Here is an 18,687-nt window from a genome sequence, read left to right on the forward strand (position 1 = left end):
ATTTAAACTTAGCTCGTTTACTTACCCTTAGTCAGGCATCGCTATTTCTGTCAAGCCTGTTTTAAATTTCTGGCAACGCTCAGCATAATGTAGCGCTGACATTTTTAGCATGGCTGCTTGCTCATCGGTCAGCGTCTTGACCACTTTTGCAGGCGCGCCCATCACTAGCGAGTTATCAGGAATAACCTGACCTTCAGTAATCAAGGCTTTTGCCCCTATCAGACAGTTTTTACCGATTTTGACATTGTTAAGTACCACAGCGCCAATGCCAATCAAGCTATTATCACCGACTTCACAGCCATGTAACATAGCCAGATGACCGATAGTCACGTAATTACCAATAGTAACTTTGATACCTGCATCAGTATGAATCACACTGTTTTCTTGCACATTACTATAGTCACCGATATGGATACGATCGTTGTCACCGCGTATCACTGCACCGAACCAAATATTGGCTTGATGGCCTAAATATACATCACCCATCACTTGTGCTGAGTCTGCTACCCAACCGTTGAACGGTGCAGCAAACTCAGGGGTTTTGTCTAAATACTGATAAATCATAACGACTCCTTGTCATCTTCATTATTGTTATAACAAACGATCATAAAAATTGGGTTTAGCGCTGCGCTGTCCATTGTGGCAAAGCCAACTGTGAAAATCCAGCGCTATTAATACACGCTGGATGTTGATTTTGATAAAAGAGAAAGGAGTCAGTGGCCGCTTAGGCTATTTTATAAAGTCGATATATTTATAAAGACCTCATTATTAGCTATGAAATGACTATTAATCCAGTAAATCGGCTAGCTATAACCGTCTATTTTGTATATAATACGCAAAATCTGTGCCTAAGCGAGCGGACATGATGCAAGTTACCTATTCACTATCTAGTGGGTTTTGTAGTTTTCATCAATAATGTCTTCTCGCTTTTTTGTGGAAAATTTTTGTGTATCGCCCTTTTTTTACTTTTATATGACAACAGTCAAATGCCGTAAATAAAAGGATACGGAGCAATTTTAGACCAACAAAACATGATGGCACTCACCAATAATAGCGGAGGCAATCCTTGAATTCATCGGTAGAAACACAAGCAATTTTGGCACTAGCAGACGGTACAATTTTTCGCGGTGTCAGTATCGGCAGCCTAGGTCATCGTGTTGGTGAAGTGGTATTTAATACCGCCATGACAGGGTATCAAGAAATTCTAACCGATCCAAGTTATGCGCGACAGCTGGTCACCCTAACTTATCCGCATATCGGTAATACAGGCACCAATAGCGAGGACACAGAATCTGGCAATGGTCACAAAGTATGGGCAGACGGTCTTATCATCCGTGATGCCACCATGGCAACCTCTAACTTCCGTAACTCAGAGTCACTTAGCGACTATTTACAGCGTAATGAGACAGTGGCTATCGCTGAAATTGATACGCGTCAGCTAACACGTCTATTACGTGATAAAGGTGCACAGAACGGCTGTATCATGACTGCCTCAAACGGCGAGACGATCAGTAGCGACGATGAGCAAAAAGCGATTGAGTTAGCAAAAGGCTTTGCAGGTCTAAAGGGTATGGACTTGGCAAAAGAATGCTGCACTACAGAGAACTTTGAGTGGACAGCGGGTACCTGGGATTTATCAGACACCCTACTCAACCGCGATATCCCTGGTAGTCATGATAGTGGTACTGGCGGCTTCTTTAAGCAACTCGGCACTCACATCGATTCTAAATACAACGTCGTCGCTTATGACTTCGGTAGCAAAACCAACATCCTACGCATGCTCGTTGACCGCGGTTGTCACGTAACGGTTGTACCAGCACAGACCCCTATCGCAGATGTGCTAGCAATGAACCCAGATGGCATCTTCTTATCAAACGGCCCTGGCGACCCTGCAGCTTGTGATTATGCTATCGATGCGGTACGCCACATCATTGGGCAAACTGACGTACCAACGTTTGGCATCTGCTTAGGCCATCAGCTGATTGGTTTGGCTAGCGGTGCAAATACCATCAAAATGAAAACGGGCCATCATGGTGCCAACCATCCAGTACAAGATTTGGCGACTGGTACGGTGATGATTACCAGTCAGAACCATGGCTTTGCGGTTGATGAAGACACGCTACCTGACAACGTTAAATCTACCCATCGTTCATTATTCGATGGTACCAACCAAGGTATCGAGTTGACCGATAAGCCTGTATTTAGCTTCCAAGGTCACCCAGAAGCCAGCCCAGGTCCACATGACTGCGCGCCATTGTTTGATAAGTTTGCGGATATGATGGCAGGTGCCAAAACAGCGTCAGTATAAATTGGTTTTAGTAAAATAAATTAAGGCTGAAATTTGTGAAAATTATATTAAAGTTACTTATAACTTGCTCTATTTTAGTTATGACATCCAACGTAAATGCTGCAAATAAGCTCATGTTGTTTGGTGATACAAATAATTCAGAGTATCTAGGTTGCCTAAGCTGTTCGGAAATATCGCCTGACTCGATTCATAATACTATTGGAAAATATGGTTCAGAAATTTCACCTCTATCTATTCATAACACTATCGGTAAATACGGTTCAAGTATCTCAAAATATAGCCCATGTAACACTATTGCAAATAGCCCACCAGTTATAGTTGACGAAGATGGTGGTTTTTATGGATATTTGACTTTAAACAGCATATTACCTAAAGCTACAAACGATCAAGAAACTCTTGCTTGGTTGAAATATAAAGTTTGTTCTAACTAAAAAACATAACTTTAATAAATAACTTTACTTATCCAAATTCTAAGGTGTTTCAATGCCAAAACGTACCGACATAAAAAGTATTCTTATCATTGGCGCAGGCCCCATCGTCATCGGTCAAGCGTGTGAGTTTGATTATTCAGGCGCACAAGCCTGTAAAGCGTTAAAAGAAGAAGGCTACCGTGTCATCTTGGTCAACTCAAACCCTGCGACCATCATGACCGATCCTGTCATGGCTGACGCGACCTATATCGAGCCGATTACTTGGCAAACGGTTGAACAAATCATTGCCAAAGAACGTCCAGATGCAATCTTGCCAACGATGGGCGGACAAACGGCTCTAAACTGTGCGCTAGAGCTGGACAAGCATGGCGTATTGACAAAGTATAACTGCGAATTGATTGGCGCGACCAAAGACTCAATCGAGATGGCAGAAGACCGCAACTTGTTTGATAAAGCCATGAAGCGTATTGGCCTTGAGTGCCCTCGCGCTGAAACGGCTGAAACCATGGAAGAAGCCTTTGCGACTCAAGAAAAAATGGGCTATCCATGTATCATTCGTCCATCATTCACGATGGGTGGCTCAGGTGGCGGTATCGCTTATAACCGCGATGAGTTCATTGAAATCTGTGAGCGCGGTTTTGACTTGTCTCCAAACCATCAATTATTGATCGATGAGTCATTGATTGGTTGGAAAGAATACGAGATGGAAGTGGTTCGTGACAAAAACGACAACTGCATCATCATCTGTGCCATCGAAAATTTTGATCCAATGGGTGTGCATACAGGCGACTCAATCACCGTCGCGCCAGCACAGACCTTGACGGACAAAGAATACCAAATCATGCGTAATGCGTCATTAGCAGTACTGCGTGAAATCGGTGTAGAAACGGGCGGCTCAAATGTACAGTTCGGTATCAACCCTGATACTGGTCGTATGGTCGTCATCGAGATGAACCCACGTGTATCACGTTCGTCTGCCCTCGCCTCAAAAGCAACTGGCTTCCCGATTGCCAAAATCGCAGCGAAACTGGCCATTGGTTATACGCTAGACGAATTGCAAAACGACATCACTGGTGGCAAAACGCCAGCCAGCTTTGAGCCTGCGCTTGATTATGTCGTGACTAAGATACCTCGTTTCAACTTCGAAAAATTCCCACAAGCAGACAACATCCTATCGACTCAGATGAAATCTGTCGGTGAAGTGATGGCAATTGGTCGTAACTTCCAAGAGTCTATGCAAAAAGCCTTACGCGGTATGGAAACAGGTGCGGATGGCTTTGACGAGCAAATTGACTTATCAAAAGTAAGCGCCGAAAAAGCGCGTAGCGAAATCATTAACCGCCTAACCATTCCAACACCTGAGCGTATCTACTACGTTGCTGATGCATTCCGCGTCGGTATGAGTGTCGATGAAGTGTTTAACTTTACCAAGATTGACCCATGGTTCTTGGTACAGATCGAAGACATCGTTAAAACAGAAGCTACCGTAAAATCACTTGGCTTTGGTGGATTGAACGAGAAAAATCTACGTAGCTTTAAACGTAAAGGTTTGTCAGATTTGCGTTTGGCTAAACTGCTTGGTATTTCACAAAAGCAACTTCGCAAAAAGCGTTGGGATCTAAACGTCTATCCAGTCTATAAGCGTGTTGATACTTGTGCGGCAGAGTTTGCTACCAGCACCGCTTATATGTACTCAACCTACGATAGCGAATGTGAAGCCAACCCAACTGACAAGAAAAAAATCATGGTCATCGGTGGCGGTCCAAACCGTATCGGCCAAGGTATTGAATTTGATTACTGCTGTGTACACGCAGCGCTTGCCATGCGTGAAGATGGTTTTGAAACCATCATGGTCAACTGTAACCCTGAAACGGTTTCAACCGATTATGACACGTCTGACCGCTTGTACTTTGAGCCAATTACGTTAGAAGACGTGCTAGAAATCGTCCGTATCGAAAACCCAGATGGCGTGATTGTCCAGTTCGGTGGCCAAACACCATTGAAACTAGCGCGCGCGTTAGAATCAGCGGGTGTAAAAATCATCGGTACGAGTCCTGATGCGATCGACCGCGCGGAAGACCGTGAGCGTTTCCAGCACATGATCCAACAGCTTAACCTAGTACAGCCATCAAACGCCTTAGCAACGAGCTTAGAAGATGGTTTGGTTAAAGCAAAAGACGTCGGTTATCCATTGGTTGTACGCCCGTCGTATGTGTTAGGTGGCCGCGCGATGGAAATCGTCTATAACGAAGACGAGCTAAGACATTACCTACGTACCGCAGTTCAGGCTTCAAACGAAGCACCTGTGCTACTCGATCGTTTCTTAGACGATGCTATCGAAGTCGATGTTGACTGTGTATGCGATGGTACTGATGTCGTTATCGGCGGTATCATGCAGCATATCGAACAGGCAGGTGTTCACTCAGGTGACTCAGCATGCTCATTACCACCATACTCACTGTCTAAAGAGTTATGTGACGTGATGCGCGCACAGACAGTTGCTATGGCAAAAGAGCTAGGCGTTATCGGTCTAATGAACGTACAGTTCGCGGTAAAAGGCGAAACGGTATATATCCTAGAAGTGAACCCACGTGCTGCACGTACAGTACCGTTCGTCTCTAAGTGTATCGGTACTTCGTTAGCACAGGTTGCTGCTCGCTGTATGGCTGGTACTTCGCTTAAAGACCAAGGCTTTACTACTGAGATTGTCCCAGCATTCTATGCGGTCAAAGAAGCGGTATTCCCATTTGCTAAGTTCCCAGGTGTTGACCCAATCTTGAGCCCTGAGATGAAATCAACGGGCGAAGTTATGGGCGTGGGCAAAACCTTTGGCGAAGCATTCTACAAGGCCATTATCGGTAGTAATGAGCGTCTGCCAGGTCTACCGACTGAAGGCGAGACAAAAACGGTCTTTATCTCGGTTCGTGACAGCGACAAAGCCCAAATCGCTCCGATTGCTCGTCAACTTGCAGACTTTGGCTTTAAGATTGTCTCGACCACTGGCACGCAAAAAGTACTGAGCGACGCTGGTATCGAAAGTCAACAAATCAACAAGGTTACTGAGGGTCGTCCGCATATCGTTGATGCCTTGAAAAATGGCAAAATCGACCTTATCATCAATACGACTGAAGGTAAGCAAGCACAAGAGGATTCGTTCTCTATTCGCCGCAGTGCGCTACAAGGAAAAGTATTCTACGTCACCACGTTAGGTGCCGCTGATGCCGTCTGCAAATCTTACGCGATTGACTTACCGTTTGATGTCTATAAGTTACAAGATTTGCATGAGCAAGCAAAGTCTATTGACGTGGCTGAATAATTTCAGTAGATTAAGCATAACCGTTAGGCTTGCCTAAAAGCTCACTCAAGTATCGTTGTTTGCTTTAAATATAGCCAACCATGCTTGAGGAACGATACCTTTACCGTGATAGACCTAAAAAGCATAGTGGCTAAATTGCGACTATGCTTTTTATTACGTAAGCTTAAGTGCGCCTATGCTTGAATTGAGGTGAGATACACTCATAAATGATAGCCAACTTATTCATTACATCGTCTTAATTATCACTCTTTTATATTTTATATCCATTGCAACAACACTGACACCATCTCATTATGAGGTGGTGTGGTGTTATTGGTTTAAGGAAAAAACATGCAACGTTACCCAATGACTCCGCAAGGACACGCGGCTTTAGAAGCCGAATTAAAACAGCTAAAAAGTGTCGACCGTCCACGTATCACAGCATCGATTGCTGAAGCACGCGAACACGGCGATTTGAAAGAAAATGCTGAATACCATGCTGCCCGCGAGCAACAAGGTTTTTGTGAAGCACGTATTCGTGATATCGAAGCCAAACTTGGTGGCGCTCAAGTCATCGATCCTTCGACACTGCCAAAAGAAGGCCGTATCGTATTTGGCGTCAGCGTCGTGATTGAAAACATGGACACCGAAGAAGAAAAACAATACAAAATCGTTGGCGATGATGAAGCTGATTTCAAGGCTGGCAAAATCTCAGTCAACTCACCAATTGCTCGTGGTTTGATTGGTAAGTTCGAAGGCGACGAAGTCCGCATCGAAACGCCAAAGGGCGTGGTTGAATATGAAGTCATGAAAGTTATATACGACTAATAGCTACACTGCGTTCCAATCTAGAAGCTTGATACTCTCAATTGTAGATAGTTTGAGAAATGACTTTTAGATAATAGCTTCTATGACAATGATTGCGCCTGATTACTTAGTTATGCAATTCCATAGGTGAAAGCTGTACTACACATAGATAGCATTTATACCATTTCGGTTACACAATGCTGCTTTTATCCATGATTTGTTTTGGCGCATAATTATTTGAGTTTGAGTGCACTATAGCTTTAGTATTAAGTCTATTCAGTAAGAAATAGTTAAGATTGAATAACTTCTATGCAAGTTAACACTGCTGCGCTTTTACTAAAAATAATGATGGTCTGATCGCATACATAGGCTAATATCAGCACTACTACCCTCGTTATTTGGCATATTTTTTGGTGTCATTTAGCGGGGGTTTTGTTTATCTAAGCATTATCTATTGTTGTATTACTTACTATTATTTTTGAGGAGTCTTTTATGATTATGAACGATGGTTTTCAAGCATCAACTGCTACAACGACTATGGCAAAAAATGCAGCTATGTCTGCATTGCTAGCAAGTATCGTATTGGCCGCATCATCGGCCAATGCTGCCCCTGAGATTGCTATTAGCTCATCTGCGAGCGGTAGCACCACCGTGGTCGAGCAATACTCTGATGGCAAAACTGCTACGATTACGGCAACGCCAAACGGAATCACCATGCAAGTCGGCATGCCGTACGCAGTAACTCAGGTGACCACTGTGCCACGCTATGTCGTGCGTCAGTCTCCTGTTGTCCAAGGTACGACGACCGTTACTAGCGTACCAGTGACTAACTCTATTACCAATAAAGTCACTAAAGTAGATGTGATTACCACGCCTGCCAGCAGCGTGACGCAAGTACTACCTGTCGCAACCAATGTCACCCCGCCAGTGATTATGCAGCAGCCAGTGACCAATCAAGTAACGACAACGACGACAACTTTGGATACGTTGCAACTGACCCCGACTTTTAGTACGCCTGGCGTAGTCAATGCCAACACCAAAGTCATGAAAATTCTAAAAAATGCTGATGGACGTGAAGTTGCCGTTCCTGCCAATCATATTGCCCCAGGCGATGTGATCGAGTATCACACCACTTATACCAACACCACAGCACAGCCAGTTAATGACATCAACGCAATGATCTCATTACCAAGTGGCGTCCAGTTAGTCTCGTTGAATAGTCCTCTGCCGACGCTTGCTACCACTGGTGGAGACAGCTATCAAACCATTCAGCAGGTTGGCAATACGGTGGTTGTCCAAGAAAACTACTCTGGTCTGAAATGGAACTTGGTGAACTTTGATGCCAATGCGGCCAAAACTGTCGTCATACGTGCCAAGGTTCAGTAAACATTAAACTGTCGCATATTATTATTTGACAGCTATCGGTATATGTAAAAGGTCTTGTGGACTAGCTATCTAGTCCACAAGACCTTTTTTTGGAAAATAGCTAACTTATTATGATATAAATAAGCGTTTGTTAATCTGAAAAATGAGCCTTGTAGTTGTATTGGCTGTAACACGTTATTATTAAGCTCTATATCACTAAGGAAGATGAATAATGAGCATCCTGTCCATTAGAATATTTCTATTCATCCTTGTTCTTATTGGCATATTTATTATTTTTAAAGCAATAAAACTGTTTAGCAATGCATTTAATGGCATCATATTATTGACGCTACCATATAACGATAATGCAGGTAGTTTCACTGTCTCAAAATCAGGCATTTATGCAATCTGGCACAAGGGCCCTCTCTTCAAAAAAACGCCGCTGACCCAGTTTAGAACACATATTCTCAATACCGCTACTGATAAAGAAATTAAGCTTAATCGCTCGATACTGTCTCCGCGCTCAAACAATTTTGATACTGGAAGAATGGAGCTTTTTACTTTTAAGGCGGAAGCGGGTCACTACGAATTAAAGCTAGTACCAGGTTCAAGTACCTCAAGATTTCAAGCAATGATAGGAGGCGCTATCCCATTGGCAGATATTGATTTAAACCACTACTCTATTGAGATTCAAAAAAGCCAAGCACAGATACTCACGATACTAGCCATTCCTCTCCTATTGCTTGGTATTGCAGGTATCGTTGGCGGATTGGTGGTTGGATTATTAGCTGAAAAAATTTTTATATAAACTCAAATCATATCTAAAAATCTAGACTTTCTTGACGACAACCGTTGTCGTATATCATTCTAACTTCACCTATAAATACAATGACTTAGCGATAATTTTGGTAAAATAGTCTTTCATCAATTAATTGGTAAAACGCGACTTATGGCAAACATCAATTATGAAAGATTACAGGGAAAACTCAATATTTTGGCTGATGCTGCCAAGTATGATGTTTCCTGCTCATCCTCCGCTGGTACGCGTAAAAACCAAGGCGGTGGTCTAGGCGATGCCTCAGCAACGGGTATCTGTCACAGCTATACCGAAGATGGTCGCTGCGTCAGCCTATTAAAGATTCTTTTGACCAATCACTGCATTTACGACTGTGCTTATTGCACCTCGCGCAAGAGCAATGACACGCCGCGTGCTGCGTTCAGTGTCGAAGAAGTCGTCGACTTAACCATGCAGTTTTATCGCCGTAACTATATAGAAGGGTTATTTCTTAGCTCTGGTATCTTTAAAAGTGGCGACTATACGATGGAACGACTGGTCGAAGTCGCCAAACTTTTGCGTACCCGCGAGCGCTTTAATGGCTATATCCATCTAAAGACCATCCCAGGTGCGTCAAAAGAACTGCTGCTAGAAGCAGGATTATATGCGGATCGTTTGAGCGTCAATATCGAGATTCCGACCAAATCAGGATTGGCTTTGCTTGCACCAGAGAAATCACATGACCAATTAAAAGCACCGATGGAAACGGTAAAAGAAGAGATTATCACCATCCGTGAGAGCCGTAAAACCCATAAGAAAGCGCCTAAGTTCACGCCAGCAGGTCAGACCAGTCAAATGATCGTTGGTGCGAGTAACGAGACTGATTTGCAGGTGATTCAGCTGTCGAGTCACTTCTACAAAACGTATGATCTTAAGCGGGTCTACTACTCAGGTTATGTACCTATGCTCTCTGATAATCGCTTGCCTGCGATTGGAACGCCTGTGCCGATGGTGCGGGAGAACCGTCTGTATCAAGCAGATTGGTTAATGCGCTTTTATGGTTTTGGTGCGCATGAGATTGTGGAGCCAGAATCGCCATTTTTAGATTTGGACTGCGATCCAAAGCTGGCGTGGGCGATACGCCATCGCGAGCATTTCCCAGTCAATATCCAGACAGCGACTTATGAGATGATTGTACGTATCCCAGGTATCGGTACAAAGACTGCCAAGAAAATCGTCAAAGCACGTAAGTTCAATCAATTGACGCTATACCATCTAAAAAAGATGGGCGCTGCGGTCAACCGTGCTAAATACTTCATCGCGACTACTGGCAAAAACGAACACCTTGCTCATTTAACGCGCGATAATTTCCGTCAGTATGTATTGGCTCAAACACAGACCAAGTTTAACGATCAACGTACTGGGCAGTTGGCTTTATTTTAAAATGGCTCTAGATAGCACGTGTTAAAAAACCTGCTATCTCGCTATTGTATTTATGATAGAAATTTAGGATAAAACATGTCAGCACTTATGCAAAATGACTCTTACGCTGTCGGTCAATTGACGCCTAGCATTGTACTGTATGAGCCTAGCTTTGAAGGTTGGCTGAGTGCTGTGTTTTATGTTTATGCCAATCGTCTGCAAAATGATATGTCACTCAAACTAACCGCGCAAGATTGCTATGTGCCATCACTCATCGCTCAGGCGACTAATGTGGTAACTGATGAGGATAAAGCCGAGCGCGTGTTGGTTAAATTAAATACCTTACTGGGTCGCTCAGGCATGCGAAATATCTTATGGGGTTTTTTATCAGAGAAAGACGATATCGGTACGACATTGTTTCGCGTGGTCAAATACGCCATCGACTACCCTAGTCGTCAGATTATGCAAGACCTTGGTAATTTAGACGTTCTCGAATTAGTGCAGACAGTCAAATCTGTCGGGCGCGAAAAACACCGTATGGAAGCGTTTGTACGTTTTGAACATACGACTGATGATATTTATTTTGCACGTGTAGAGCCTGATTTTAATGTACTGCCACTCATCGGAGAGCACTTTCGGCAGCGCTATCAAGATCAACACTGGGCGATCTATGATCTAACGCGGGGCTATGGCATCTATTACGATAAAAGTAATAGCACACCATCACGTCCAGCAAAGCTGCAAACCATCACCGACCTCGATGATGCGGTACTACGCAACCCTGCTAGCATCCATAGTCCTGATGAGCAGCGCTATCAAAAATTTTGGCAAGGTTACTTTACCAACGTCAATATCAAAGAGCGCAAAAACCCCAAGCTGCATAAACAATATCTCCCGCAGCGCTACTGGAAATATTTGAGTGAAAAACAAGTACTACCCAATGCTGAGCATTTACAAAAACGACGCTAACGGCTTTTGGTGTTTATTAAGCCACGTCTTACGCTTATATAGTCTAAAAACTACCTATCTGACCTCATCTTTTTATCTTGATGGTTGAGTTTTAATCGCTTTTAACTGACAATAGCAAATTGATATTACTAACCGGTGACCAACGCTATTATGAAAGTTATGCGCTTACTGTCGTCTCTAAAGCATGATGAATCCGAGCGCGGCATTTTTCATCTTGGACGGGCATTGGTCAAAAATGAGCATACCTCTATCATTGTCTCTAGTGCCGATGAAGATAATGACTTGGTTAGACGTCTCAAGCGCGATGGCAATATTTACCATCAGCTACACGTGAATAAAAAGTCTTGGCTATCGCTATTGCAAGTCTCTGCCCTACGGCATTTGATAGAAAAGTACGAGCCTGATGTCATTCATGTACATTCGCGTACCCCTGCATGGATATTGCATTTGGCACTACGCCGCGCACGTGTCAGACGTTTTCCCAAACTGGTCTCGACCATGTATGGTTTTTATCCTATTAATAAGTACTCTCAGGCTCTACTCAATGTTGATACGATAATCACCGTATCTGATAGTGTCACGCAATACTTAAAAAAAGGACTGCGCATCGAAGACGTAGATCCTAAAGTCATCACACGTATCTATCGTGGTATCGATACTCGGCGCTACCCTTATCGTCATAACCCTTCGGTTTATTGGTTACGTCATACCTTTGCTGAATACCCTGAGCTTGAGCACAAAAAATGGCTCGTATTCCCAACCGTCATCGGTAATGAGTACGGGCAAGAATGGCTGATAGATATTTTGGGTAACCTGCAAGAACAGTTCCCCAATATTCATGTCATTATTATGGATGAAGACTATAAAGACGGCGATGTCGCTCATGAAGACTTTCGCCAACGTACTAACAGCTTGGGATTGGCTGAACGTATTACCTATGTGGGCAGCAAGCGTAATGATATGCGGGAATGGCTATCGGCGGCTAATATCGTCATGGCACTTGCCAATGAGCCCGAGTCAATCGGTATCAATGCCCTACAAGCCATACATTTAGGTACGCCAGTTATTGGTTGGGATCAAGCTGCCTTTAGCGAGATTTTACAACCGCTCTACCCGCAAGGCTTGGTAAAAAAGTACAATGCCAATGCGCTTTGTAAAGCCGTTAGAAACCAGCTAGAGAGTGTGACGCGTCCTGAAATGACCAACAAATTCACCATGCGTGAGATGATTGAAAAGACGCTTGAAGTATATCAAAGCTTACATGATACGGCGCTTGCCGAAGAACAAGCCGAAGCAGATGCTATCGCAGTTCGACGCATCAAACGCAGTCTAAAAAAAGCATCTAAACCTGCCCTGAATGTCGCCGTGAAAAATATCGAACCTGTTGCTAAGAATCCAAAAATAAAGCTGACTAAAGAAAAATCGAAGACAACGGATAATGTCGATACGATAGAAACAGCAGAAGACAATTAACCACTGTAAACACTCTCCAATCTGATGATGCCAAACCTCGCCTAACGGGTGATGTTTGTATCGCCTCATATGCCAAGTTTTTGATTTGTAATGACGCGGTCATCGTACCGCAATATGATGATATAAATGATGCACTCGCCATCGAGCAGCTTGAAAAAGTCTTTCCTCATCATCAGGTAGTGGGAGTACGAACAAGAGAGATTGTTTTTGGTGGCGGTAATATTCACTGTATTACGCAGCAGCAACCAAAACCATCGTTCAAAGGCAATAACTAAAAGCATTAATTAAAAGCTTTAATTAAAAGTACCCGCACAAAAATATAGACCCAAATGGATTTTGAACCCAATAATATTTTAAAATAAAGGACATAACATGAGCGATTATCAAGTTAATAACCCAGCCACTGGTGAAGTAGAAGCCACTTACCCTACCGCCACTGAACAAGATATCCAACAAGTCATTGAGCAAGCCGACACTGCTTATCAAGATTGGCGTAAAGTGCCATTAAATGAGCGCAGTGCACTACTGTATAAAATCGCTGATATCTATCTTGAGCGCCAAGACGAGCTATCACGCATCGTCGCCAACGAAATGGGCAAACCTGTTGCCCAAGCAAAAGGCGAGATTGGTCTGGTTGCTGATATCTACCGCTACTATGCAGACAACGCTGAGCAGCTACTAGCGCCAAGCACCATTGATGTAGACTCAGGATCAGCATCGGTAGAAAAACACCCTGTAGGCGCGCTACTAGGTATCATGCCGTGGAACTATCCACATTACCAAGTAGCCCGTTTTGTCGCGCCAAACTTTATGGCGGGTAATACAATTATTCTAAAACACGCACCGCAGTGTCCAAACACCGCAGAAGTTATCGTCGATATCTTCAAAGATGCAGGCGTACCTGAGGGCGTTTATAACAATATTTTTGCGACCAATGAGCAATCAGCGACCATCATCAATGACACACGCGTACAAGGTGTCTCGCTAACAGGTTCTGAACGCGCTGGACAAGCGGTCGCAAAAGAAGCTGGCGGCGCACTCAAAAAGGTCGTTTTAGAATTGGGCGGTTCAGATGCCTTTATCGTTGCAGCAGATGCCGATATCGAGCAAGCGATACAAGGCGCTATCTTTGGTCGTTTTGGTAATACTGGACAAGCCTGTAATGCTGCCAAACGTTTGATCGTCATTGAATCCGTATATGATAAATTCGTTGAAGGCTTTACCAATGCGGTCAGTAACATGACTTTGGCCGACCCGCTTAAAGAAGATACGTTCATTGGCCCAATGTCATCAAAAGCCGCGGCGGTCAACTTGCAAGCGCAGCTAGACAGTGCTATTCAAGCAGGTGCAACGGTATTGGTAGAAGGCGGCATGGACAAAGACAAGCCTGGCGCTTGGTTTAAGCCTGCAGTACTGACAGATGTGACTGAATCCATGGATGTATATCGTGAGGAGCTGTTTGGTCCTGTCGCAGTCGTCTATAAAGCAAATGATATCGACCATGCCATCAAGATTGCCAACGACGTGCCTTTCGGTCTGGGTGCGTCTATTCAAACGCAAGATGCGGCACTGGCTGCTGAAATCGCTGACAAATTAGAAGTGGGTATGGTCACTATTAATGCGCCTTCTGGTTCTGAGGCAAATACTCCATTTGGCGGTGTTAAACGTTCAGGCTTTGGCCGTGAGCTTGGCACTCTTGGCATCACCGAGTTCTTAAATTATAAGCTGATTCGTGATAAGTCTTAATAGATTAAAACCTTAGTTGAATGAAAAAAAGCCTAACGTTTGACGTTGGGCTTTTTTATTAACGATAAGTAAGTCTATTTTTTATATGGATTTTCTTATTTTTAGTTGACGATATCGAACATCAAAAACTTAGTTAATCTCATTGATCATACTCATTTCACGAAATCTAGAGTTTAGACGTAGTTATTTTTCTATGCATGTTTAAGAGTATTATGATTGCACGTATTTCAGAACGTCAAAAAAGGCCTCATATCAAGTATTAGGTCTTTTCGTTGGGATATTTTTATTCATTATTTTTACGTTAAATTGTCTCTACATAGTTAGATGATGCGATGTCGAGTACACTGCCAAAAACTAGAAAAATGTCGTTCTGTTTATTGAGCATACTATCGGGCAGTAGCAGCACCTCAATCCATTGCCTGACACTCGAAACCCACAGCTTTCTCAATGAGACGCTAATACTATTATTTTTCTAAAGAAAAAAAGGCGTCATTGACTAAGTGGTCCTCTTCATTAAAACGAACATATATCCCTTCACTGTCCTTTGTTGCATACCAATACTCATCATTTGCACTAATATTTATTTGGAAAAACTTATTGCTTATAATATTGCCGACAGTGTAGACCGAGCCTTCTACAAAAAAATCGTTGCCACAGATACATTTTAGTTTATCTCCACTTCTGATCATATAGCTAACCTTCACGACAACGATAATAGTAAACAAGAGTGAGCTATTTTACTTTTTTATCGTTAAATGTCAATATGCGAATATTATGCTAGTTGATTATTTAACAAAAATAATTAAGACTCTCATCTAATCAAGAAAGGATAGAAAACGACTTTAAGTAAATTATTACTGTCCTAAATGTATAAACTCATTTTTGAACAGAACAAAAACAACAAAAAAAGCCTAACGTTTGACGTTAGGCTTTTTTATTAACGATAAGTAAGTCTACTTTTTATATGGATTTTCTTTTAACCATTGCTGGTTAGCCGTTTTCAGCTCACGCAGCTCATGATCCATAATATCTTTACTCTTACCAGGATTCTTCATTGATGCATAGCCATACATTGCGCCGCCAAGAACCGTCCAACCAAGGAATATCCACCACTCGATAGGAACAAGGGCTGATGGCATGCCCGGTAGGTAAAGCGCCAACATACCGAGACTTAAGATAATAGTGATAATACCAACCAACTTACCTGCTGGTACTCTAAACGGACGTACCATATCAGGCTCACGGTAGCGCAGCACTAAGAATGAAAGAGCCACACAAGTATAAGCAATAACAATACCGAACCCACCAGCATCTACAATCCATACCAACATTTTGCGACCAAACAATGGCGCGAGTGTCGCGAGACCACCAATCAACAAGATCGCATTGACTGGGGTGTTATACTTAGGATGCAGCTTGCACAAAAACTGCGGCAACATGTGTGTTTTGCCCATAGCATATAACAGACGACTACCACCGATAAGAAACGCGTTCCAGCTTGATAAAATACCTAGTACACCGCCAATAACGAGCAACGTACCCGCCCATTTACCATTCCAAGCATTGGTCATCGCATCAGCGGTCGCCAATGTTGAGTCTTGCGCTTGTAATAGTGGTAATGTTTTACCCACACTCCAAGCGACAGCCACGTACCAAAGCACCGCGATAATAATAGAGACAATCAAAAATTTTCCGATATTTGGACGGGTAAGATTGATTTCTTCTGCAGCTTGCGGAATAACATCGAAGCCAACGAATAAGAACGGTACCATTACCATCACAGTCATGATGCCACCCATACCACCGATGAAGTTAGGCGCTTGTACTGTATTAGAGGTTTCAGGACTAAACATCAATGCCCCAACGAACAGTAATATACCTACACAGAAAATACCCACGACTGCCAGCTTTTGAAACCAAGCACTGACCTCCATACCGCGTATATTTAGCCATGTGACAATGATTGAACCAAGCATCCCAACAGCGGCCCATGTGGCATATACGTCCCAGCCAGCGATATTCCAAAGATACCCTTGGCTATAATTGGGAATAATGTATTCGACGACGGTGGGAAGCGCCACGGCCTCGAACGCGACGACTGAAAAGTAACCGAACAAAATACTCCATGAGCAAATAAAGGAGACATTGACCCCTAGTGCTCGGTGAGTATAAGTATGCTCACCGCCAGTAATTGGCATAGAGGCCGCAAGTTCAGCATACGTCACACCAATCAATACAACTACCAGACCGCCTATCAAAAAGGCGCTAATTGCGCCCCATATACCTGCCGAGATGATCCAACTACCTGCCAGTACAACCCAGCCCCAACCGACCATTGCACCGAATGCCAGTGCAATGATATCGAACACCCCTAGCGACTTTTTTAATTCAGACATAACCTACTCCTTGTCTGTGTGTCATCCGTGTGAGCCTGTTACAGCTACACTATTTTTGTTTCATGGGATCATACCCATCATGTTTGTTGTGTCTGTCGCGTCGCCGAAAAACTTGTATTTGCCGTCGGTATAGTATGCAAACAGCAAAAACAAAAACGGCGTCTTGACTTGCAAGGCGCCGTTAAAAAACTCACTCAAAGCGAGTGTTATAAGGGCAACCTTGCCGTTATCTTTCATACAATCTTTTAACCAATATCGGTACTTGAACTAGCTGTACTTGGTTAAAAGCGATCCATCGCTAAAGTAAATGACACTCAGTATTGCTCATGCCGTTAGAATACCTTTGATGATATCAAGGCCTTCTTGTAGCACCTCATCTTCGACCGTCAATGGCACCATCACACGAATGGCATTGCCATACATACCACAAGACGCTAATAACAAACCTTGCTCAAATGATTTTGCTTTTAGATTGGCTGCTGCTGCTGCATCAGGTTTGCCTTCGCTATCGATTAGTTCAAACGCTAGCATCGCGCCTTTATGACGGATATGACCGATACTGCTTAGGTTCAAGCCTTTCAAAAACGCGGCGATGGTATCACCAATCACCACACTACGCTCAAGTAAGTTCTCTTCTTCGATCACTTCCATTACAGCAAGCGCTGCCACACAAGCCAGTGGGTTACCAGAGTAAGTACCGCCTAAGCCTCCGACTTGCGGCGCATCCATGATATCAGCGCGACCAACCACTGCTGATATAGGATAGCCGCCAGCCAAGCTCTTGGCAGTCGTCATCAAATCAGGCTCAACACCTAGCTGCTCACCTGCAAATAAGGTACCGGTTCTGGCAAAACCACACTGTACTTCGTCAAAAATAAGCACGATGCCATGCTCATCACAAATCTCGCGCAACGCTTTGGCAAATGATGGCGTTACCTGATGGAAACCACCCTCACCTTGGACTGGCTCGATAATCATTGCAGCCACTTCACTAGGATCGATATCTGCTTGGAAGATCATGTCAAGACTATGTAGCGCTTGCGCTTCTGTTACGTTCAACTCTTCTGCAGGGAACAACGCATGGAACACAGGTCCTGGCATCGGGCCAAAGTTCTTTTTGTATGGCAATACTTTGCCTGTCAAGCTCATACACATCATGGTACGACCATGCCAGCCACCAACAAAAGAGATCACGCCTGGACGACGGGTTTTAGCACGAGCAATCTTGATGCAGTTTTCAACAGCTTCTGCACCAGTGGTCAAAAAGAACGCTTTAGTATCGCCGCTGATAGGCGCTTTTTCGCATAGCTTTTCAGCCAAATCTACATAGCATTCGTAGTTAATCATTTGCGCCGCAGTGTGCGTAAACTTGTCTAGCTGCTCATGCACACGTTGGGTGATTTTTGGATGGCTATGACCCGTGTTCAATACTGAGATACCACCGACAAAGTCGATATAACGCTTGCCTTCGATATCCCAGATTTCTGAGTTCTTTGCTTTTTCTGCAAAGATAGGAAAGGCAACCCCAAGTCCTGTTGGTAAAACAGCTTTGCGGCGCTCAAGTAATGATTGATTGGTAGTCATGGGAATGTCCTTTTCTTTGTTCGTAACATAAGTGCCATCTAGTGATTGGCGGTTTATTTGATGTTTGTCTTTGTACTCAGTAGATATCAAATGGTGCTTGTTTGACCCAAAACACC

At 43.5% G+C, this 18,687-nt stretch carries 15 protein-coding genes; 11 read left to right on the top strand and 4 right to left on the bottom strand.

Annotation, left to right across the window (positions count from 1 at the left end; translation table 11 throughout):
• Positions 1-27 precede the first annotated feature (27 nt).
• Entirely contained in the window at positions 28-564 is a 537-nt protein-coding gene (locus AK824_RS08550) for a gamma carbonic anhydrase family protein (protein ID WP_057760719.1), read from the bottom strand.
• Between the two features lie 502 nt (positions 565-1,066).
• Between AK824_RS08550 and carA the strand changes: the two genes are divergently transcribed.
• From carA to AK824_RS08600, 11 genes are all read left to right on the top strand, one after another.
• Complete coding sequence (carA, locus tag AK824_RS08555) at positions 1,067-2,308, top strand: glutamine-hydrolyzing carbamoyl-phosphate synthase small subunit (RefSeq protein WP_057760722.1); 1,242 nt, start codon at positions 1,067-1,069, stop codon at positions 2,306-2,308.
• Between the two features lie 35 nt (positions 2,309-2,343).
• The gene (locus AK824_RS13560; RefSeq protein ID WP_156410704.1) at positions 2,344-2,739 is read left to right on the top strand and encodes a hypothetical protein; all 396 of its coding nucleotides are present in this window, start codon (positions 2,344-2,346) and stop codon (positions 2,737-2,739) included.
• 52 nt (positions 2,740-2,791) lie between these two features.
• Entirely contained in the window at positions 2,792-6,055 is a 3,264-nt protein-coding gene (carB, locus tag AK824_RS08560; RefSeq protein ID WP_057760724.1) for a carbamoyl-phosphate synthase large subunit, read from the top strand.
• Between the two features lie 330 nt (positions 6,056-6,385).
• Positions 6,386-6,862, top strand: a complete 477-nt coding sequence (gene greA, locus AK824_RS08565) for a transcription elongation factor GreA (RefSeq protein ID WP_057760725.1) — start codon at positions 6,386-6,388, stop codon at positions 6,860-6,862.
• 471 nt (positions 6,863-7,333) lie between these two features.
• Positions 7,334-8,227, top strand: a complete 894-nt coding sequence (locus tag AK824_RS08570; RefSeq protein ID WP_227511143.1) for a hypothetical protein — start codon at positions 7,334-7,336, stop codon at positions 8,225-8,227.
• A gap of 211 nt (positions 8,228-8,438) precedes the next feature.
• Positions 8,439-9,014 (top strand): hypothetical protein, encoded by a 576-nt coding sequence (locus AK824_RS08575; RefSeq protein WP_057760727.1) that lies wholly within the window; start codon positions 8,439-8,441, stop codon positions 9,012-9,014.
• A 141-nt stretch (positions 9,015-9,155) separates the two neighbouring features.
• Entirely contained in the window at positions 9,156-10,424 is a 1,269-nt protein-coding gene (locus tag AK824_RS08580; RefSeq protein WP_057760729.1) for a putative DNA modification/repair radical SAM protein, read from the top strand.
• Between the two features lie 75 nt (positions 10,425-10,499).
• Positions 10,500-11,372: a TIGR03915 family putative DNA repair protein gene (locus AK824_RS08585; protein ID WP_057760731.1), complete on the top strand. Its 873-nt coding sequence runs from the start codon at positions 10,500-10,502 to the stop codon at positions 11,370-11,372.
• A 150-nt stretch (positions 11,373-11,522) separates the two neighbouring features.
• On the top strand, positions 11,523-12,845 hold the full coding sequence (locus AK824_RS08590; protein ID WP_057760733.1) for a glycosyltransferase family 4 protein: 1,323 nt from the start codon (positions 11,523-11,525) through the stop codon (positions 12,843-12,845).
• An 80-nt stretch (positions 12,846-12,925) separates the two neighbouring features.
• On the top strand, positions 12,926-13,120 hold the full coding sequence (locus tag AK824_RS08595; protein WP_264753479.1) for an agmatine deiminase family protein: 195 nt from the start codon (positions 12,926-12,928) through the stop codon (positions 13,118-13,120).
• 97 nt (positions 13,121-13,217) lie between these two features.
• On the top strand, positions 13,218-14,591 hold the full coding sequence (locus AK824_RS08600) for an NAD-dependent succinate-semialdehyde dehydrogenase (protein ID WP_057760737.1): 1,374 nt from the start codon (positions 13,218-13,220) through the stop codon (positions 14,589-14,591).
• Between the two features lie 953 nt (positions 14,592-15,544).
• On the opposite strand, the gene AK824_RS08610 is transcribed toward AK824_RS08600, so the two are convergent.
• The 3 genes from AK824_RS08610 to gabT all read right to left on the bottom strand — a co-directional run bounded on the left by AK824_RS08610 (position 15,545) and on the right by gabT (position 18,571).
• Positions 15,545-16,987 (bottom strand): APC family permease, encoded by a 1,443-nt coding sequence (locus AK824_RS08610; RefSeq protein ID WP_057760740.1) that lies wholly within the window; start codon positions 16,985-16,987, stop codon positions 15,545-15,547.
• A 60-nt stretch (positions 16,988-17,047) separates the two neighbouring features.
• Entirely contained in the window at positions 17,048-17,224 is a 177-nt protein-coding gene (locus AK824_RS13565; protein WP_156410705.1) for a hypothetical protein, read from the bottom strand.
• 87 nt (positions 17,225-17,311) lie between these two features.
• Positions 17,312-18,571, bottom strand: coding sequence for a 4-aminobutyrate--2-oxoglutarate transaminase (gene gabT / locus AK824_RS08615; protein WP_057760742.1), 1,260 nt, complete (start codon positions 18,569-18,571; stop codon positions 17,312-17,314).
• Positions 18,572-18,687 lie beyond the last annotated feature (116 nt).

Origin of the sequence: Psychrobacter sp. P11G3 (genome assembly GCF_001435845.1) — a bacterium.
Taxonomy (GTDB): Bacteria; Pseudomonadota; Gammaproteobacteria; order Pseudomonadales; family Moraxellaceae; genus Psychrobacter.